The following is an 18,131-nucleotide window of genomic DNA, read 5'->3' as shown; positions in this document are numbered from 1 at the left end:
GCCATGGAGAATCTCCCGCAGGACTGGTGGCTCACCCCCGACGAGATCGAGGCACTGCTGCGCCTGCTGGCGGCGGCCGGATGCGGCATGATCATCGGCATCAACCGCGACCTGCGCGGCAAGCCGACCGGCATGCGCACGCTCGGGCTGGTCGGGCTGGGCGCGGCGCTCGTCTCGCTCTCCGCGATGCGGGTCGAAGGCATCAACGGCCATCCCGACGCCACAAGCCGCGTCGTGCAGGGCATCGTGCAGGGCGTGATGACCGGCATCGGCTTCCTCGGCGCCGGCGTGGTGCTGCGCGACCGCCACAAGCTCGAAGTGCATGGCCTGACGACCGCCGCGACGGTGTGGGTGACGGCGGCGCTCGGCGTCGCCTGCGCCATCGCCTCCTGGCACCTCGTCTTCCTCGCGCTGGCGACCACCTTCGTGCTGCTGGCACTGATGCTGCCGCTTGAGCGGGTGCTGGAACGGGTCGCGCCGCCGCCCGAGCGCCGCTCGGCGCCGCTTTCCGACAATGCCGACGAGGAGCCGCCCCGCTGAGGCGCGGGGCTATTTCGCGCGGCCGCCGCGCTTGGTCTCGGCAGCGAGGCTCTTCTTCAGCGCGTCCATGATGTTGACGACGTTGGTCGGCGCCTCGGCGGCCGGCTCGCGGGAGGCGCTGCGCTTCGGGCGCCCGCGCTTCTTCTTCGACGCGATGAGCTTCTTCAAGTTTTCCTGCAGCGGATCGTGCACGAGGGCTGTGTCCCAGTCGCGGGTGCGCCGGTCGATCAGGCGGCCCACCAGCGTCACGAGGTCCGCATCGGCCTTGGCATCGATGTCGTCGAAATAGCCCTCGGGCCGGCGCAGCTCGTCCGAATAGTGCAGCGTCCAGAGAACGATGCCGCGCCCGCGCGGCTCCAGCATCACCGGGCGCTCGCGCCGGTGCAGCACGACGCGCGACAGGCCGACCGTACCGGTGGCCGCCATCGCCTCGCGGATGACGGCGAAGGCTTCTTCGCCGACCGGGTCGTCCGGCAGGAGGAAATGGGGCGTGTCGTACCAGATCCATCCGACGCTGTCGGCCGGGACGAAGGTGTCGATGTCGATGGTGCGGTTGCTCTCCAGTGCCACCGCCTGCAGCTCGTCGTCGTCGAGAACGACATAGCTGCCGGGCTCGCGCTCATAGCCGCGCGCCTGATCCTCGCTCTCGACTGTCTTGTCGGTCTCAGTGTCGACGTAAATCCCCTCGACACGGTTGCCGGTCGCCCGGTTGAGCGTGTGGAAGCGGATCTTCTCGGCGCCGCTGATCGCCGGCAGCATCGCCACCGGACACGTGACCAGCGACAGCTTGAGATAGCCTTTCCAGAATCCGCGCGGCGCCACGGCTCGTTCCCCTCGACGGTGGTTTGCATCCTTAATCCGGCGGAGCGGCACCCGGTTCCCGTTTTACCGGACGGTTGAACCGCCGGCATTCCGCCGCGTTGGTTCCCGACAGCCCGAGGCGATACCCAAGGAGAGACCCATGTCGGATGCCGAGCGCCTGCGTGCGCAGATCGACGCAGGCAAGACCCGCGACAAGGTTCCATTTTCCGACCCCGCCGCCGCGCCCCTCGGCACGGATGACGAGGCGGCCGGTGCCCGTCCTGCCGGCGTGGCGCCAAGGGCCGCTGATGCGGAGCCGGGCACCACCGGAAGCGGAACGGACGAGCGGGGCCGGCCCTATGACGACCGCGGCACGAGCTTGCCGGGCGTCTCATTCATGACCGCCATCGTCGGGCTGCTGGTGGGCATCATCGGCGCAGGTGCGCTCGCCGCCGCCTTTCTGAGCTGACCCGGCACCGGGGAACCGGCGCCACGGGCCAAGGGTTAGCGCCGTGACGAACGCGAATACAGACCAAGCAAGACCAACCCAATCCAGACGAGAAGCGCCATAGATGTCCCGGAACCACGACCTTCTCGAAAGCGCGATCGCCGTCCAGCCCGCCCCGGAGCCTTTGGCTCCGCCTCCCCAGCGCGGCGAAGGTGCCGTGCTGAAGCAGGGCCGCAATGTCTGGCGCGTCGCCAATGCTGAGCATGCGCGGGTGCTGGTGGACGGTGCTGCGTATTTCGGCGCCCTGCGCGCCGCGATGCTGCAGGCGCGCGAGACCATCCATATCGCCGGCTGGGACCTCGACAGCCGCATGAAGCTGGTGGGCGAGAGCGGCACCGCCGATGACGGGCTGCCGGAGACGCTGGCGGCCTTCCTCTCCGCCCTTGTCGAGCGCAACCCTCGCCTGCGTATCCGTCTGCTGCTGTGGGACTATTCGGTGATGTTCGCGCTGGAGCGCGAGCTGGCGCCGATCTACTCCTTCCTCTGGGCGACCCCGAAGCAGATCGAGCTCTGCCTCGACGACGCCCTGCCGCTCGGCGCCTCGCACCATCAGAAGATCGTGGTGATGGACGACTCGCTCGCTTTCTCCGGCGGGCTGGACCTGACCGGCCGGCGCTGGGACACGCCGGCGCACCGGCCCGACGATCCACTGCGCATCGACCCGCAGGGCGGCGCCTACGAGCCATTCCACGACGTACAGATGGCGGTCGACGGCGAGGCGGCCTCCGCCCTCGGCGCATTGTTCCGCGAGCGCTGGAAGCGCGCCGCCTCCGAGCGGCTGGCGCCGACCCGGCGCGCCCGCACCCGCTGGCCGAAGGAACTGGAACCCGATTTCCGCAATGTCGATATCGGCATCGCCCGCACGCTGCCCGACTATGGCGGCGAGCGCAGCGCCCGCGAGGTCGAGACGCTGCTGTTCGACATGATCGACGCTGCCGAGCGCACCATCTATGTCGAGAACCAGTTCGTGACCTGCGAGCGCTTCACGGAGCGCCTCATCGAGCGGATGAAGGCGCGCCCGGAGCTTGAGGCGCTCATCGTCACGCCGAGGACCTACCGCTCCTGGATCGAATATCAGGTGATGGGCGTACCGCGCGACCGGCTGCGCAGCCGTCTCGCCGAGGAAGGCCTGTCGGAACGTGCCCGCCTCGTCTTTCCGGCGGTTGAGGGCGAGGACGCGGCGGGAGAGCCGGCCTCGGTGTTCGTCCATTCCAAGATGCTGATCGTCGACGACCGGCTGCTGCGCGTCGGCTCGGCCAATATATGCAACCGTTCAATGGGTTTCGACAGCGAATGCGACCTCGTGATCGAGGCGCGCGACGACAGCGAGCACTCAACCATCGCCGCCATTCGCGACAGGCTGGTCGGCGAGCATGTCGGCCTCGCTCCGGAGGCGGTGGCGGAGATCGTTGCGCGCGACGGGCTGATCGCCGCTTCAAGAGCCGGCGAGGAGGGGCGGCAGCTTGCCGACCTGCCGCCGGTACCGCCCGCCGAACTGGCGCTGCCGCAGATCAACGCGCTCGCCGATCCGCTGGAGCCGATCTATGACGACCGCTCACCGGCGAAATCCGGCCGCAACTGGCGTATCAGCGCCATATTGATCGGCGTCGGCGTACTGGCGGCGCTGGTGATCGCCTGGGCCAACTCGCCCTTCGCCGATCCCGAGCGCATCGTTAGCGCGCTCGACGGCATGGCGGATCGCCCGTGGGGCGCCGCCGTGGTGGTGGCGATCTATGTGCTGAGCGGGCTGGTGGTCTTTCCCGTCTCCGTGCTGATCGTCGCCACGGTCGCGGTCTATGGCGGCTGGACCGGCGCGCTTCTCGCCGGCATCGGCGCCCTCGCAAGCGCCATCGTCACCTTCTTCATCGGCCGACAACTCGGCGCGGGGGTGATCCGCCGCTTCATCGGACCGCGCATCAACCGCATCCGGCGCGGGCTGGCCGAGCGCGGCGTGCTGACGGTGGCGACCATGCGCATGGTGCCGGCAGCGCCCTACACCTTCATCAACCTCGTCGCCGGGGCGGCCGGGCTCGGCCTTCTCGACTTCGTGCTCGGCACGGCGCTCGGACTGCTGCCGGGGCTGATCGTGCTGAGCGCGCTGGGCCACCAGATCATGGAGCTGGTCGCCGAGCCCTCGCTGCTGCGCATCTCGCTGCTGATCGGCTTCGTACTGCTGTGGATCGGCTGCTCGATAGGGTTGCAGCTTCTCGTCACCCGCCTGCGGAGGCCGGCATGAGCGAGGCCGCGCCGCCCGCGCGGCTGCGGCTGATGACGTGGAACATCCATGGCGGGGTCGGGCCGGACGGGGCGTTCGACCTCGGGCGCATCGCCGCCCTCATCGTGCGCCATCGGCCCGACATTCTGGCGCTTCAGGAAATCGACACACGCGGGCGCGGGGTAGGCTGCCTCGCGCCGCTGGAGGGGCTGGGCATCGGCCATCTCGCCGAGGCGCGCACTATCGCCGTGCCGGACGGCCATTACGGCCACGTGCTGTTCTCGCGCTGGCCGATCCGCGACGTCGTGCTGCACGACCTCTCCGTGCGCAGGCGCGAGCCGCGCATGGCGATCGAGACCCGTATCGCTACGCCGGCCGGCGAATTGCACCTCGTTGCCGCCCATCTCGGGCTGGAGCCGCTGGAGCGGCGGCGGCAGGCGATCACCCTCGCGGGCCTTGCGCGCGCCTGCGCCGGCGGGCCGACCGTAATGATGGGAGACTTCAACGACTGGTTCTCCTTCGGGCTGGTGCGGCGAACGCTGGCGCGCGTGCTGCCGGAGCGCTCAAGCCTGAAGAGCTTTCCCGCCTGCCGGCCGACCCTGCGGCTCGACCGCATCTATTGCAGCGCGCCCGGCATGCTGCTCGACACCTTCACGGACCGCGAAGCCCGCCACGCCTCGGACCACCTGCCGATCATCGCCGATATCGCCTTGCCCGGGAGGATGGTCAGGCCCGTAGGATGAAGTGAAAAACCTTGCTGTTCGCCGTCCATTCAACGTCGAAGGAGGCGTAGCCGAGCCGATCGCACGCGAAGGCCAGCAATTCCTGAGAATTGGTGTTGGTGAGAAATGCGCGTGGATCGAGAAGCGCTCGGCCAGTGCCCGGCGCACCCGCCGTTACCCTCGGCGTATAGCCCGTCGCGCGACAGCGCGCGATGAACCGCGAGAAAGACCTTGCCGGTTCCTTCGCCTGTCACCGTGATGATGAGGTCGCAGGCTTGCGCGGCGTGCCTCGGCCAGGGCAGGCGCACCGGTTCCGGTCCCAGTGTCGGCCCCTGCCGCCAATTCGACAGCAGCGCCCCGGTCGTCGGCTCCGCAAGCCGATCTCGAACTGCAGGTCCTCCGGCACCGAGACGCGCCAGCCGCAATGGTCAGGCTGGCCACGCAGCGAATGGAAGCGTCGGGCTCCGGCGACGCGCACGCCGTTGCCCGAGGCAAGATGCACGCCGCGCCAGAGTTCTCCTGCCACCCGCCCCTTGGCCATCTCGACGCCGGAAGTGACGACCAGATTGGCGTCTTTCCGCCGGATCATGTCGAACAGGTTCACGGGACGCCCTCGACCGGAAGGGGCCTAGCCAGCCGCCGCCCGCGTGAGCGAGGCCTCGTAGAGAGCCCGTTCGGCCAGCCAGAGATCGGCATAGTCGACATGCTGCCAATTCTCGAACCAGGGTCCGCCATTGGTGTAGTGGATGACCTTCGGCGTCTGCGCGGGCCTGGGGTATTCGCCTTCGAGGAAGTTCCAGGTGAGCGGCAGGGCCCCGATATCCGTATCCTCGACCCACTGCAGGCGATGCAGGAAGGCGGGGGTCTGCGTGTTCACGACCTGCGGCGTGAGCGCCCTGACGGCCGGATGGGCGCCATTGAACAGAATGAAAGACGACCAGTTCTTCCGGGGATAGATGGCCTGCGCCTTGCCATCCATCTTTACGGACTGCGAGGGAACATAGTCATGCTGCACGACATGCACGGCCTTCGTCCGGTCGAGTCCGTCGAGCACGGTGCGGATGTCGTCCGTGAACAGGAAATCGCAATCGCAGAACAGCGACCATCCGTCGTGGCTGGCAAGGTATGGCGTGAGGAATCGTGTGAGCGAGAATTCCGTTGCGGCCGCCGCATCGATCACCCGGCTGTACAACCCGATCTCTCGTAACGTCGATTGTTTGATTGGAAACACATCCAGATCGTTGCCGGAGTGCCGCAGAAGAGAATGGCGAGCGACTTGCCACGCAACATCCTCTCGGCTGTCATACCCGATATATACCTTCAACTTATCAGTCATATCACTTCGCAATCCGCGCCTGTGGTAACGATCATTTGGATTTTGCGGGCGTTCGGTCGAATGATCGGTATTTACAATAGATAATACGCTGAGTATAGACATTGCTAAACGATACCCGCTCCCGATCAAGGGATGATGCCTGCCCGAAACAGGTCGGCGGGACAGGGGCCGACTAGACTCGCGCGCAGGTCGCAAAAGGGGCGGTGCGGTGGGTCAAGGATGACGCGATCGAAGCACATGGAGTCCTTGGCGCGGTTTCTCTCGCTCCTCGCACAGCGCCTGGGCGGGCGCTCGTCCGAAAGGACCAGGCGTCGCGAACAGGAGCGGGCCATCGCGCTGATTCGGGCGAGCGATCTGTTCGACGGCGACTGGTATCTCGCAAAATACCCGGATGTCGCGGCCGCCTCACTGGACCCGGCCCGGCACTACCTGCTTCATGGCTGGCGCGAGGGACGCAATCCGGGTCCGAGGTTCAGCAGCAAGAAGTATCTGGCGCTCCATGCCGGCCTCGCGGGCGTGAACCCGCTGCTCGACCATATCCTGCGGGGCGAGCCGGGCGGTATCGGAACCGAACGGAAGCTGCCGCGCGAGCCGGCCGATGTCGCCGCGCTGCTGGAGATCGCCCTCGACGCCAGCGGGCCGCACGTCGTGGGTACTGGCGGAGCTGATGCCGCCGACGACGGAATGAGCCATTTCGTCCTCGGTACGGCAAATCTCGGGCGCGGGAGACCGGATGACCCGGCGGTCAGGGAGCTGCGCCGCCAGATCGACCTTTTGCTGGAACTGAGCGGACAACCCACCGGCGCTCTGTGCCACCGGATCGACGACGAGGCCGCACGGTTCGACTGGTGCGGGCCTTCTGAAGACACGCCCTTCAGATCTCCGCAACCGAACGAGGCTGCGACGCTGGCTTTTGCCTCGCCCGGCGCGCCCCGGATCGCTGACGCCTGGTTTGCCGGTGCGCGCGTGCTGCGACTGCGGCTCGACGCCGGCGAGATGCCCCGAGAGCAGGGCACCGTCACCGCCCTGCAGTGGGCGCCGGATGGCCGGCACGAGCGATCCGCGACCCTCCTTGCCGGCGCGGGCGCGGATTTCCTCGACATACGGCTGGCCAATCCCCTGCTGCCGCTCCTGCTCGTGCTGACGACGCCGTCGGGCCGGATACGGGCATCCACGCTGCTGCCCTTTCCCTCGCTCTGCCGTGGCGGCCTGCATGACGGCGAGGCCCTTGCTGTCGGGGACGGTCGCGCCGGGCTCGATGCCGTCCGGCACGCCGGCGCCTCGCTGCTGGCGGGCCTTGGCCCGGATGGGCTGCACCCGCGGATCGACTGGATCGACGTCGATCTCACCGGCGCCACCGGCGCGGAGCGGCTGTTCTCGCGGGACCTGCGCGCATGGCTCGCCGACGTGGCGGGCGTCGGCATCCGCCCGCGCGCGGTCGAGGCGGACGAGGACCGTGAGGAGGCCGGGAGGGACGGCGCCGGCCATGCGGGCAGCGGCGCGGCCTGGTTGGGCGACGCCCTTTTTCTTGACGCCGAACGCAAGAACGGCACGCCGCGCGTGCTGCACCTTGCCGCCGATTCGGTGCCGACGCTTCACGCTGTGTTCGGCGCGCGGGAATGCGGCACGGGTCCCGCGCCCTTCGTGCTGTGCCACGGTCCCGACGCGACGCCCGCCTGGCTGATTGCGCCGCCCGGCACGGACCTGCCGAGAGAAGCCCGTTATCCGGGACGCCACCAGCCTTTTCCGCGTTTCGCCGGGCCGGGTGCCAGCGCGCCGGAAGGCTCGGCACCGGCGGCGTTGCGCCTCGCCGGGTCGCGGCCTCGCGATCCGAAAACCCTCATCGCTCCGGTCGCGCTGTCCCGGCCGATCGGCCTGCTCCGGAGAGAGGCGCCCCCGCGCCTGTCGGCGTTGCTGCGCATGCCGGACGATCCCGCGCTCGCGGCAGGGCTGCTGGAGGCACTGGCGAACCAGGCTGACGTGACCTGGTCCGACATCAACGTGGTCGCCGAGGCGGCCGTCGCCGTTGCGGTCGGTCCGCAGGTGCGGAACGCTTTCCCCGGAGTCGGCCGCGTGGCGGCGTACGGGGCCGGGGAATCGCTGGAAGCGTGCCTCGACAGGGCCGCCGCACAAGCGGAGGGCGAGTTGCTGCTCGTACTTGGCAGTCCGGTCCTGCTGCACGATCACCGCACGCTGGCCAGTCTGGCCGGCATGCTTGTGCCAACGCAGATTGCCTCGGCCGCATGCACGTTGATAGCGCCCGCTCCGGGGCCAGGCGGCGAGGCGATGCACCTGTTCGGCACGGGCTGTTACACCTCGCAGGAAGCTGTGCTGCGGACGAACTCATCGCACCGCTATCTGCAGGAGAGTCTGGCGGGGCTGCCGCCGACGGCCTGGCCGGTGCCGGCCAACACCACGGCGATGTTCCTGGCCCGACGGTGCGACTGGGCGGCGTATGGCGGTTTCGAGCCCGGCGACGAGGGCGGCGCTCTTGCGACCCGCTTCTGGGAAGCGACGGCTGCGGCCGGACGCCTTCATCTGGCGACGACCGCACTGACGGCAACGATTGCCGACCCCGCCGGCCGGCTGCCGGCGCCTACGTTCCAGTCAGCGGCTCCGCAGGTGGCGATGACCGTGCGCAGGATCGCCGCGTGAAGATCCTCGTCGTCACGCCGCATGCCGAGTATGAGCGCCGCGCCGGCGCGCGCATCCGCTATGGTCGGCTGCGGGAGCCGTTGCAGCGCCTCGGTGTCGAACTGGCGCTGCAGCCGGTGGCGGGGTTCGCTGATGCGGACAGGCTGGACGCCGACGTCTACCTGCTGAGCAAATGCCACGACCCGGCCGCCCTGGTGCTCGCGCAGGCGGCCCGCATGCGTGGGCGGCGGGTGGGCATCGACCTGTTCGACGATTATTTCAGCCAGATGAACGATCCCCGCTTCGCCCATCTGCGGGCCTGGCTGGCGGCGGCGACGCGCCTTGCCGATTTCGTCCTCTGCTCAACCCCGGCCATGTGCGAGATCGCTCGCCTCTACGCTCCGCACCTGCCCGTGCACGTGCTGAACGACCCGTTCGACCGTTTCGACGCAGCCGGGCTGGAAGCGCGTCTTGCTGCCAAGAGCGCGCGGTTGCGCTCCTCCGGCCGGCTCCAGATCGCCTGGTTCGGCATCGGCGACAATCCGCATTTCCCGGTGGGCCTGCGCGACCTCGCGGCGTTCGGCGACAGGCTGGCGGACCTGCAGGGGCGTGGGCTGGACGTCCATCTGCGCGTCCTCACCAACCGCAGCGCGGCGACGGTGGACGTGCTGGCCGGGCTGCGGCACCTGCCGGTCCCCTACACGCTGCACGAATGGGGCGAGGGCGAGGAACGCGCGCTGCTGGACGAGAGCTACGCCGCCTTCCTGCCGGTCAACGCACAGCCGTTCAGCGTCGCGAAATCGCTCAACCGGGCCGTCACCGCGCTATGCGCCGGCGCGCAGGCGCTCTCCGCCGGATACCCTCTCTATGAGCCGCTGGCGCCGTTCGTGTACCGCGAGGCGGGTGAACTGGTGGACGACGCACGCGCAGGCACCGCGCGGCTGCGCGACGCGAGCCTCGCAGACCTCGCCGTCCGGCTTGACGAGATCGCCAATCCCGAACGTGAAGCACAGGGACTGGTCGGGTTGATCGGCTCCCTGTCGCCGGGCGCGGGCAAGGCACCCGACAGCCGGACCAGCGGGGAACCGCCCTGCGCCGCGCTTGTCCACGGTCTCCACACGAGCGAACTCAGCCACGATCTGGCCCGCCGCTACGGCGTCCTGTCGGTGGGAACACCATTTGCGCCCGCAGGTGACTACGACCTCACGTTCCAGATCAACGCCGCCGGCAACGGCCTCGACCTTCTCGTCCACCGGCGGGTGGCGAGGCTGGTCGCACCCGCCGCCGGCCGGCTGGTGCGCGCGGGCCGGCGCGGCTATCTGCGCGAGGAGCGCGATGACACCGCCACCACGCCGGGAATCGCGCTCGCCCGCCTGCCGCTGCCGTCGGCGCAGGCCAGCGCCCATCGGCTGCTGCTGTCCTACATCGTCGCGGAACTCGACCGGTTGCTGCCGGGCGTCGCGCTCATCGTCACTGACGCGGGCCCGGCGCCGGCCATGTCGGCCCTCACGTCATTCACGAGCGCGGCCTGATGGAGAAGCCGGAGGCGGTCTTCCTGCTGAACCTGCTGCAGGACGTGAACATATTGCGGCCACTGGTCTTCCTGGCGCGTCGCCTCGGGCTGACGCCGCGCCTTCTGATGTCGGACGACCTCCTGTCGCGCGATCAGGGCGGGACGTGGCAGGCCGAGATCGACGAAATCATCCGCGCCAGCGGTGCGCGGCTGCATCCGTTCCGCGACCCGGCGGCGGCGTATGAAGCGCTGCGCGGCCGGGGCATCCTGTTTGCCGGGAGCGAATCCAACCTCGCCGCCCACGCCAACACCCATGAGGTGATGCGCATCGCGCCACGGTCCTATGTCACGGCGACGCTGCAGCACGGTTTCGAATGCGTCGGCTTCCTCCAGTCGCGCGAGCACACGCGGGTGCACGGCAGCGAGGTGACCTTCGCGGCGGACGTGGTGTGCGGCTGGTCCGCGCCGGAGCGCCTGACCGCGCTCGCCCCCTCGCAGCGCGGCAAGCTGCTCGTGACGGGGCCAAGCGCGCTGCTCCAGCAGCCTCCGAGAGGAGCCGCGAGCGGGCGCGGCATCGTCTGCGAGAACCTGCATTCGGTGCGTTTCTCGGCCGCCGCGCATGTGCGCGACGATTTCGTATCGGTGTTCGGCGCGTTCTGCGCAGCACTGGCGGACGAGAAGGCTTCGGTCGTGCTTCGCCCGCATCCGGGCGGGCAATATGTGCTGCGCCAGAACGTCCCGCTGCCGCCGAACGTCGTGCTCAACAACAATCCGATCTACAAGGTCGACCTGTCGAAATACGCCTATGGCATCTCCGCGCCGTCCTCGATCCTTGTGGACATGATTCTCGCCGGTATCCCCACCGCCGTGTGGAGCGATCAGGACGGCGGCATGGACGCGGATAACTATGCCGGGCTGACACGCGTCGGTACGCACGAGGAATGGCTGGCCTTCGCGCGCGCCGCCACCGCCGACCCCGCGCCGTTCCGCGAACGTCAGAAAGCCTTCCTGGCGGCGCAGGCTCTCCAGTGCGATCCGGTTGCGGCCTATCGTGCTTTCGCCGGGCTCATGACGGGTGCGGCGCGCTTCACGCCCGCCATCTCCGTACGCAGCGGAAAACCAAGTGGCCGGAAGATCATGTTCGTCGCCAACGGAAATGTTCCGACGCTGGAAATCTGCTTTCGCGGCCCGCTTGCGCATGACCTCGCCACAGGGTCCATCGACATGGACCTGCTGACCGAGGACGAGCTGAATCGACGCTTCGGCGCCGACTCACACGCGGCCGAAGCGCGCGACTGGTTGATGGCGCGGCTGGACGACGCCGCGCCCGACCTCGTCGTGTTCTGCCGGTACAGCGGACCGCATGCCGAGCCGCTCCTGCAATGGGCGCGCGAACAACGCGTGCCCAGCGTCTTCCATATCGACGACGATCTTCTCGCGGTGCCGCCGGAACTGGGGGAGGGGAAGTTCTGGCACCACAGCGAACCGCGCCGCACGCAGGCGATCCGCCACCTCGTGGCGAATGCCGACCTGCTCTACTGCGTCAATCCCGAACTGCGCGAGCGGCTCGAACCGCTGCGCGGGGGCCGCCCGACCCATGTCGGGCGCATCGCCGGGGCCGGTATGGTGTCCCGGCCGCCGGACGAGGGCCCCTGCACGCGCATCGGCTATATGGGCATGTCGCACGCCCACGATCTCGAACCGCTGGTGCCGGTCATCGCCGAGCTGCTCCGCCGCCGGCCCGGGATCGAGTTCCACCTCTTCGGCAGCACGCCGAAGCCGCCGGCATGGGAGGAGTTCGGTACGCGGATCGTGGTGACGCCGCCGCTGGAAGATCTTTCCGGCTTCGCGGAGGCCTTCGCGGCGCTCCGCTGGGGCATCGGCATCGCACCGCTTCTCGACATTCCGTTCAACCGCGGCAAGACCAACCTGAAATGGGTGGACTACACCGCAGCCGGCATCGCCGTGATCGCCAGCCGGGGCACGCTTTACGACGAATGCTGCGACGATGGATGCGGCCGGCTCGCCGGCACGCCGGAGGAGTGGCTGGCGGCGCTGGAGTACCTGCTGGACCATCCGGAAGAGCGCGTCGCACAGGTCCGGCGCGCGCAGCAGCGATTGACGGCAGAGTATTCGCCCGAGGCGCTGCGGCGCCAGGTACTGGATGTATTCGAACGGGCGGCGACGGCGGCCGGCGAGCGGGAAGGGACGGCATGACACGCCCGGTTCTCATCGTCGGAGACAGCCATGTCGACGCCATCAAATCGGCTCTCGCGGCAAACGGCGCGCCTGCGGGCATCGAGGCTTTTCGGCTTGCCAAGATGAAGAACGGCAAGCCCTTCGGCGAACTTCCGTTCGATGACGCGCTCCGGCGCATCCGCACGCTGCCCAGGGATGCGCTGGTGGTCTGCGCCATCGGGGGCAACCAGCACCAGTCCATCGGCCTCGTCCAGCACAGGCGGCGCTTCGATTTCGCGCTGCCGGGCGAAAGCCTTCCCGACGACGACAGCGCGGAGATCGTGCCGTTCCAGGCGATGCGCGCGCTGTTCGAGCGCGGTCTGCGCGGCGGAGACTTCGCAAAACTCCGGGCGATCCGCGAGACCGCGCCGGGCGAAGTGGTACAGCTCGCGCCGCCCCCGCCCAAGGCCGACGAGGACTTCGTCCGGCGCCATATCGACACGGTGTTCCGCGATATGGGATTTGACGAGACGGGGCTGAGCGAGGCGGGCCTGCGCCTCAGGCTGTGGCGGCTCCAGCTTCTCGTCACCGGCGAACTTTGCGGCGAGATCGGCGTCGAGCTGGTTCCCAACCCGCTTGCCGCCCTGACGCCGAACGGTTTCCTCGCGCCGGATTTCTATGCCGCCGACGCGACGCATGCCAACGCCGCCTATGGGCGAGAGGTGCTCGGCCAGATCGAGGCGCGCCGTCGACGGACGGCGCCCGCCGAAGCGGGGAGGGGCTGAGGCGTGCCGAGCCATCCCTACAAGGAACTTCCCGATACCGCCTATTGGCGGCGCGCGGTCGCCGCCCCGCCGCCCGGCGATGTCGACCCCGTGGTCGGCTTCGGGCTGACGATCACGCGGGAGAGCCGCGTGGCGACAGCCGGCAGCTGCTTCGCGCAGCACATCGCCCGCCATCTCCAGCAGGCGGGCTTCTGCCACTACATCGTCGAAGACGGGCACCCGGTGCTGACGCAGGCGGTGCGGCAGGCGCAGGGTTACGGGCTCTATTCCGCCCGTTACGGCAACATCTACACCGCCCGCCAGCTCATGCAGCTGATGCAGCGCGCCTATGGCGAGTTCACGCCGGAGGAAAGGGCCTGGATCGAGCCGGACGGACGGGTACTCGACCCGTTCCGCCCGACCGTGCAGCCCGGCGGTTTCGTCTCGATCGCCGAAATGGAAAGGGACCGGGCGCAGCATCTGGCGAGCGTGCGGCGCCTGTTCGAGAGCTGTGACGTCTTCGTCTTCACGCTCGGCCTAACCGAATGCTGGCTGTCGCGCGCCGATGGCGCGGTATTCCCCGTCTGTCCCGGCGTCGAGGGCGGCGGGTTCGACCCGGTACGCCATGCCTTCCACAACCAGACCGCCGCCGAGGTGGAAGCCGACCTGACCGCTTTCGTCGAGCGGCTCAAGGCGGTCAACCCGGCCGCGCAGATCGTGCTGACCGTCTCACCCGTGCCGCTGGTGGCGACGGCGGAGCCCGACAGCCACGTGCTGGCCGCCACCACCCATGCGAAGGCGGTGCTGAGGGTCGCGGCGGAGACAGTGCGGCGGCGCTACCGCCATGTCCATTACTTCCCCTCCTACGAGATCGTCACCGGCGCGCATAATCGCGGCCGCGCCTTCGGGGCGGACCTGCGCAGCGTGAGCGAGGAGAGCGTGACGCACGTCATGCGCCTGTTCCTCGCCCACGCCGCCGGCGTCACCGATGCCGAGGCGAAGGCCGCGCCGCCGCGCCCCGCAATGGAGGAGCCCGACCCGTCGGAGCGCCTCTCGGCCCGCATCGTGGCGGTGGAATGTGACGAGGAGGCGCTGGACCGTCCGGCCGGCGAACGCCGCGTCGATGGAGAGGGCGCCGCGCCACCGCCTCCACCATCGCCTGGCGGATGGCGTGGCGCGATGGTGGGCTTCCTCGACCGCACACGCATCGACTCCACCTCGCTCAAGGCCCGCATCGGCGGGCTCGACGAACTGCGCGGGCTGGCGACGCTATGGGTCATGCTGTGCCATGGCGGCGTGCTGTTCGACTGGCTGCCCCTCGCCATCATGGGCTGGGGCATGCACGGCGTCGTGCTGTTCTTCATGGTGAGCGGCTACCTGATCACCCGCATCCTGATCGGACAGATCCGGTCCGGCGAGCCGCTGGCGCATTTCTTCGTCCGGCGGACGCTGCGCATCTGGCCGCTGATGCTCGTCGTGCTGGCCGTCGGCGCGGTGGCGATGCCGCAATTCGCCCATTCGGTCGCCTTCAACCTCCTTCTGGTCAACAATTACGCGCTGGGTCTCGGCATCGAGCCGGTGTTCCGCACCGACGTGATGTGGTCGCTGGCCATCGAGGAACAGTTCTACCTGCTCTGGCCGCTGGTGCTGCTCGCCCTCGGCCTGCGCTTCCTGCCGCTGGCGCTGTTCGGGATCATCCTCGCCGGCTTCTGCTTCGACGCCGGCCTGCTGACGACGCCGTGGCCGATGCCGCTCTCACGGACGACCTATGGCTGCATGCAGTACATCACCCTCGGCGCGGCGGTGGCGCTCGGCCGGCAAGGGCTCTACGCGGCGCTCGCCGCCATCGCTGCCTTCGTCGGCCTGTTTGCGTTGAAGACCGGCGCACACGCCCTCGCCGAGTTCCGCTCTATCTGGTGGGGCGTCACCTTCGCGCTTTTCGCGGCGGTGTACCTCACCGTCCATTGGCGCCCGCTGCTGCGCTCGTCATTCCTCGCCTTCACCGGCCGGCTCTGCTACGGGCTCTATCTCATCCATTTCTTCATCTCCTGGCTGACACTCACCCGCGTCGGCACGGGCTGGATCGTGCCGGGCGCGGTGTATTTCGCCGGTTCCTACGCGCTCGCCATCGCCTCGCTGCACCTCATCGAGAAACCCGCCCTGCTGCTGCGGCCCGCGCTGGAGCGATCGAGGCGCGCCCAGCTTTGGCTGCTGATTGCCGTTCTCATCAGCGCGATGGTCGCGCTCATCTCGATTCTGTCGCGGTTGCCGAGGACGTGACGCCCCGATATGCCGGCGATCTGATCCAGGCCGTCCGGCGGAGCGTAACCTCTGCATCACCAGCAGAGGCGGCCCCTCCATGTCCTTCGTCGTCAGCTATGTCTCGACCGCTCTGGTCATGCTCGTCCTCGACGCCCTCTGGCTCGGCACGATGACGAGCCGGCTCTATCGCCCGATGATCGGCGGGTTGATGGCCGAGCAGCCGAACATGCCGGCCGCCGTGCTCTTCTACCTCCTCTATGTCGCCGGCATCGTGGTGTTCGCCGTGCAGCCGGCGCTCGACACGGGACGCTGGACTAGCGCACTCATGCTCGGCGCGTTCCTCGGGCTCGTCGCCTACGGCACCTACGATCTCACCAACCAGGCCACGCTGCGCGACTGGCCGGCGCTGATCACCGTCATCGATCTGGCCTGGGGCACGCTGCTGACCGGCGTGGCGGCGACTGCCGGCATGCTGATCACCCGGTATTTCGTCGGCAGCGCGGGCTGACGGCTCAATCTCCGCGCCGCCCGCGCGAGGGACCCGGCCAGAAGGCGTTCACCCGCCGCTGATACGCGCGGAACGCGTCGCCGCGCGTGCGCAGCATGTGGGCCTCGGTGGGCGGGATGCCGGAGGCGTGGACGAGCAGCACATAGATGAGCAGCGGGGCGAGCAGGGAGACGGCGCCCCAAGGGTAAGCCCCGGAGAGATCGATGCCGATGGCGGGATAGGCCAGCCACCCCAGCCATTCGAAGAAATAATTGGGATGGCGCGAAAGCCCCCACAGTCCGGCATCACAGATGCAGCCCCTGTTGGCCGGATCGGCGCGGAAGCGCGCGAGCTGCCGGTCAGCGACGCCTTCGCCCGCCACGGCGACCAGCGCGAGCAGCACGCCCAGACCGTCGCTCCAGCGCCAGAACGGCCCGGGCATGTGCGCCGCCGCCATTACCGCGAGGGCGAGGACGAGGCCGGCGAGCGCCTGAATCTGGAGGAACAGGAACAGGCGCCGCGAGGCGTTCGCGCCCCACTCCCGGTGCAGCGCGGCGTAGCGCGGATCGTCCCCGCCCTTGAGCGTGCGCCGGAGGATGTGCGTGCCGAGGCGCAGCGACCACAGGGCGGCGAGCCCCGCGACCAGCGTCTGGCGCGCGGCCCAGCTTTCCCCGAGCGGCGCCAGAGCCCCGGCGACGCCGGCAAGGCCGGTCGCGAAGGACCAGATCGTGTCGATCCAGCCATGGTTGCCGCTGCGCTCCGCCGCCACCCAGGCCGCCGCCATGGCGAGGGCGAGCCCGAGCGCCAGAAGCGCCGCGGCGACGACGACGCCCATATCGGCCTCAGAGCCGGACGAAGGGCTGGATCAGCCGCCCGAGCATGCCCGTGAGCCGCATGCCGCCTTCCAGGGCGGCGAGGCAGATGCACTCTCCGTCGGGGTCGACGATCGGCTGATGCTCGATCTCGTGACCCATCTCGCTGAGGTCGCCGGGCCCATACCGGCCATAGCCGTCGGAGAAGGAGCCGGCCAGCACCTGCGTGAACTCGGTGCCGACATGGCCGTGCTCGGGCAGCTTGCGGCCCGGACCGACGCGCAGCAGGGTAAGCCGCGCCGAGGGATCTTCCGGCAGCCGGAGAGCGCTGGCGCGCACACCGACGCCGATCCAGCGCCATGGGCTCATCTCGCAATCGCGCAGCGTTTCGGGCAGCGGGATGCCCGGCAGCATCATCGCCGGGACGGGGAGGGCGGCACGCCCGCTCACCACCGTAGGGGCGGCTTCGGCATCGAGGGCCGCGAGCGCGGCGGCGAAAGCGCCGGCCGCCATCGGCACCGGCTCGATCGTCTCAAGTAGCGTTCCGCCGACAGCCTCGAAGGTGCAGAGACGTTCGCGGCAGGCGGGGCAACCGGCGAGGTGGACGCCGACCACGCGCGCCGGCCCCGCCGGCAGCCGCCCGGCGGCGACGCGCATCAGCGTCTCGTCCGTTGCATGATGATGGATGGTCATGACGAAGCTTCCAGCAGCGCGCGCAGCCGCCCGAGGGCGAGGCGCACGCGCGATTTGACGGTGCCCAGCGGCAGGCCGAGCTCACGTGCGATTTCCGAATGGGGTTTGTCGCTGAAGAAGGAGAGGCGAACCACCGTCGCCTGCTCCTCCGAAAGCGCCTTCAGCGCGGCGCGCACGCTCGATTCGCGCTCGGCGCACAGCATCAGCGCCTCGCCGGACGGCTCCAGCTCGTCCTCGACGGGAACCGCGCTTTCCGCAACGTTCGCCGTCCTCATCCGGCGCAGGTGGTCGATGCGCTGGTTGCGGGCGATGGTGAAGATCCATGTCGAGGCGCCGGCGCGCGCGGGATCGAAATAGGACGCCTTGCGCCACACGCTGAGCATCGTCTCCTGCGCGACCTCCTCGGCTGCGCCGGGCGGCAGGCCGGACCTGCGCAGGAAGGCGTTCACGCGTGGCGCGAAGAAGCTGTAGAGGCGCGCATAGGCTTGCCGGTCGCGCTCGGTCGCGACCTGCCGGATCAGGCGGGCGAGCGTATCGCCGTCCGGCACCGCGTCGTCGTGCATCAGGCGCGTCACCGACGAGCCTCGACGTGCCGATGCGGAGCCACGGGACGAGCCCGTGCGGGGAGTGTCGAGCAGCGCATTCATGAGCCCTTGTACGAACGCC

Annotated in this window: 16 protein-coding genes; 10 read left to right on the top strand and 6 right to left on the bottom strand. The window is 69.1% G+C overall.

Features of this window, described 5'->3' with window-relative positions:
- The first annotated feature begins 3 nt into the window (after nt 1–3).
- A complete protein-coding gene (locus MWN33_RS10880; protein WP_247200522.1) occupies nt 4–540 on the top strand; it encodes an MgtC/SapB family protein in 537 nt (178 codons plus the stop codon).
- A 9-nt stretch (nt 541–549) separates the two neighbouring features.
- Here the strand turns inward: MWN33_RS10880 and ku are convergent, their stop codons facing one another.
- Nucleotides 550–1,362, bottom strand: a complete 813-nt coding sequence (gene ku / locus MWN33_RS10875) for a non-homologous end joining protein Ku (protein WP_247200521.1) — start codon at nt 1,360–1,362, stop codon at nt 550–552.
- A 139-nt stretch (nt 1,363–1,501) separates the two neighbouring features.
- On the opposite strand from ku, the gene MWN33_RS10870 reads away from it, so the two are divergent.
- The 3 genes from MWN33_RS10870 to MWN33_RS10860 all read left to right on the top strand — a co-directional run bounded on the left by MWN33_RS10870 (nt 1,502) and on the right by MWN33_RS10860 (nt 4,807).
- Nucleotides 1,502–1,810 carry a hypothetical protein gene (locus MWN33_RS10870; RefSeq protein WP_247200520.1) on the top strand — a complete coding sequence of 103 codons (309 nt, stop codon included), beginning with the start codon at nt 1,502–1,504 and terminating at the stop codon, nt 1,808–1,810.
- Between the two features lie 103 nt (nt 1,811–1,913).
- Entirely contained in the window at nt 1,914–4,085 is a 2,172-nt protein-coding gene (locus tag MWN33_RS10865) for a VTT domain-containing protein (RefSeq protein WP_247200519.1), read from the top strand.
- Nucleotides 4,082–4,807, top strand: coding sequence for an endonuclease/exonuclease/phosphatase family protein (locus MWN33_RS10860; protein ID WP_247200518.1), 726 nt, complete (start codon nt 4,082–4,084; stop codon nt 4,805–4,807). Before MWN33_RS10865 ends, MWN33_RS10860 begins: the two co-directional genes overlap by 4 nt.
- Before the next feature lie 229 nt (nt 4,808–5,036).
- On the opposite strand, the gene MWN33_RS10855 is transcribed toward MWN33_RS10860, so the two are convergent.
- Both MWN33_RS10855 and MWN33_RS10850 read right to left on the bottom strand, forming a co-directional pair.
- A complete protein-coding gene (locus tag MWN33_RS10855) occupies nt 5,037–5,390 on the bottom strand; it encodes a hypothetical protein (RefSeq protein ID WP_247200517.1) in 354 nt (117 codons plus the stop codon).
- A 24-nt stretch (nt 5,391–5,414) separates the two neighbouring features.
- A complete protein-coding gene (locus tag MWN33_RS10850; protein ID WP_247200516.1) occupies nt 5,415–6,122 on the bottom strand; it encodes a glycosyltransferase in 708 nt (235 codons plus the stop codon).
- Nucleotides 6,123–6,341: 219 nt separating this feature from the next.
- Here MWN33_RS10850 and MWN33_RS10845 point away from each other — a divergent pair, with 219 nt between their 5' ends.
- From MWN33_RS10845 to MWN33_RS10820, 6 genes are all read left to right on the top strand, one after another.
- The gene (locus tag MWN33_RS10845; RefSeq protein ID WP_247200515.1) at nt 6,342–8,777 is read left to right on the top strand and encodes a hypothetical protein; all 2,436 of its coding nucleotides are present in this window, start codon (nt 6,342–6,344) and stop codon (nt 8,775–8,777) included.
- Nucleotides 8,774–10,288 carry a hypothetical protein gene (locus tag MWN33_RS10840; protein WP_247200514.1) on the top strand — a complete coding sequence of 505 codons (1,515 nt, stop codon included), beginning with the start codon at nt 8,774–8,776 and terminating at the stop codon, nt 10,286–10,288. The genes MWN33_RS10845 and MWN33_RS10840 overlap by 4 nt, the downstream gene beginning before the upstream one ends.
- Nucleotides 10,288–12,486: a glycosyltransferase family protein gene (locus MWN33_RS10835; RefSeq protein ID WP_247200513.1), complete on the top strand. Its 2,199-nt coding sequence runs from the start codon at nt 10,288–10,290 to the stop codon at nt 12,484–12,486. The genes MWN33_RS10840 and MWN33_RS10835 overlap by 1 nt, the downstream gene beginning before the upstream one ends.
- Nucleotides 12,483–13,232, top strand: coding sequence for a hypothetical protein (locus MWN33_RS10830; RefSeq protein ID WP_247200512.1), 750 nt, complete (start codon nt 12,483–12,485; stop codon nt 13,230–13,232). Before MWN33_RS10835 ends, MWN33_RS10830 begins: the two co-directional genes overlap by 4 nt.
- Nucleotides 13,233–13,235: 3 nt before the next feature.
- On the top strand, nt 13,236–15,491 hold the full coding sequence (locus MWN33_RS10825) for a GSCFA domain-containing protein (protein WP_247200511.1): 2,256 nt from the start codon (nt 13,236–13,238) through the stop codon (nt 15,489–15,491).
- A 79-nt stretch (nt 15,492–15,570) separates the two neighbouring features.
- Nucleotides 15,571–15,981, top strand: a complete 411-nt coding sequence (locus MWN33_RS10820) for a DUF2177 family protein (protein ID WP_247200510.1) — start codon at nt 15,571–15,573, stop codon at nt 15,979–15,981.
- 4 nt (nt 15,982–15,985) lie between these two features.
- Here the strand turns inward: MWN33_RS10820 and MWN33_RS10815 are convergent, their stop codons facing one another.
- The 3 genes from MWN33_RS10815 to MWN33_RS10805 are packed head-to-tail and all read right to left on the bottom strand — an operon-like array spanning nt 15,986 to nt 18,028.
- Nucleotides 15,986–16,795 (bottom strand): DUF1295 domain-containing protein, encoded by an 810-nt coding sequence (locus MWN33_RS10815; RefSeq protein ID WP_247200509.1) that lies wholly within the window; start codon nt 16,793–16,795, stop codon nt 15,986–15,988.
- Between the two features lie 7 nt (nt 16,796–16,802).
- Nucleotides 16,803–17,465: a ChrR family anti-sigma-E factor gene (locus tag MWN33_RS10810; protein ID WP_247200508.1), complete on the bottom strand. Its 663-nt coding sequence runs from the start codon at nt 17,463–17,465 to the stop codon at nt 16,803–16,805.
- Nucleotides 17,462–18,028, bottom strand: coding sequence for a sigma-70 family RNA polymerase sigma factor (locus MWN33_RS10805; protein ID WP_247200507.1), 567 nt, complete (start codon nt 18,026–18,028; stop codon nt 17,462–17,464). The genes MWN33_RS10810 and MWN33_RS10805 overlap by 4 nt, the downstream gene beginning before the upstream one ends.
- Nucleotides 18,029–18,131 lie beyond the last annotated feature (103 nt).

The sequence above is a fragment of the Ancylobacter koreensis genome (assembly GCF_023016525.1).
Lineage (GTDB): Bacteria > Pseudomonadota > Alphaproteobacteria > Rhizobiales > Xanthobacteraceae > Ancylobacter > Ancylobacter koreensis.
This window is presented reverse-complemented; position numbering and strand designations above follow the sequence as displayed.

Bases quoted from the DNA above. Each gene is read 5' to 3' on its own strand.
- MWN33_RS10830 (WP_247200512.1), top strand. From the start codon at position 12,483: ATGACACGCCCGGTTCTCATCGTCGGAGACAGCCATGTCGACGCCATC.
- MWN33_RS10815 (WP_247200509.1), bottom strand. From the start codon at position 16,795: ATGGGCGTCGTCGTCGCCGCGGCGCTTCTGGCGCTCGGGCTCGCCCTC.
- MWN33_RS10870 (WP_247200520.1), top strand. From the start codon at position 1,502: ATGTCGGATGCCGAGCGCCTGCGTGCGCAGATCGACGCAGGCAAGACC.
- MWN33_RS10810 (WP_247200508.1), bottom strand. From the start codon at position 17,465: ATGACCATCCATCATCATGCAACGGACGAGACGCTGATGCGCGTCGCC.
- MWN33_RS10850 (WP_247200516.1), bottom strand. From the start codon at position 6,122: ATGACTGATAAGTTGAAGGTATATATCGGGTATGACAGCCGAGAGGAT.
- MWN33_RS10845 (WP_247200515.1), top strand. From the start codon at position 6,342: ATGACGCGATCGAAGCACATGGAGTCCTTGGCGCGGTTTCTCTCGCTC.
- MWN33_RS10805 (WP_247200507.1), bottom strand. From the start codon at position 18,028: ATGCACGACGACGCGGTGCCGGACGGCGATACGCTCGCCCGCCTGATC.
- MWN33_RS10860 (WP_247200518.1), top strand. From the start codon at position 4,082: ATGAGCGAGGCCGCGCCGCCCGCGCGGCTGCGGCTGATGACGTGGAAC.
- MWN33_RS10820 (WP_247200510.1), top strand. From the start codon at position 15,571: ATGTCCTTCGTCGTCAGCTATGTCTCGACCGCTCTGGTCATGCTCGTC.
- MWN33_RS10880 (WP_247200522.1), top strand. From the start codon at position 4: ATGGAGAATCTCCCGCAGGACTGGTGGCTCACCCCCGACGAGATCGAG.
- MWN33_RS10835 (WP_247200513.1), top strand. From the start codon at position 10,288: ATGGAGAAGCCGGAGGCGGTCTTCCTGCTGAACCTGCTGCAGGACGTG.
- MWN33_RS10865 (WP_247200519.1), top strand. From the start codon at position 1,914: ATGTCCCGGAACCACGACCTTCTCGAAAGCGCGATCGCCGTCCAGCCC.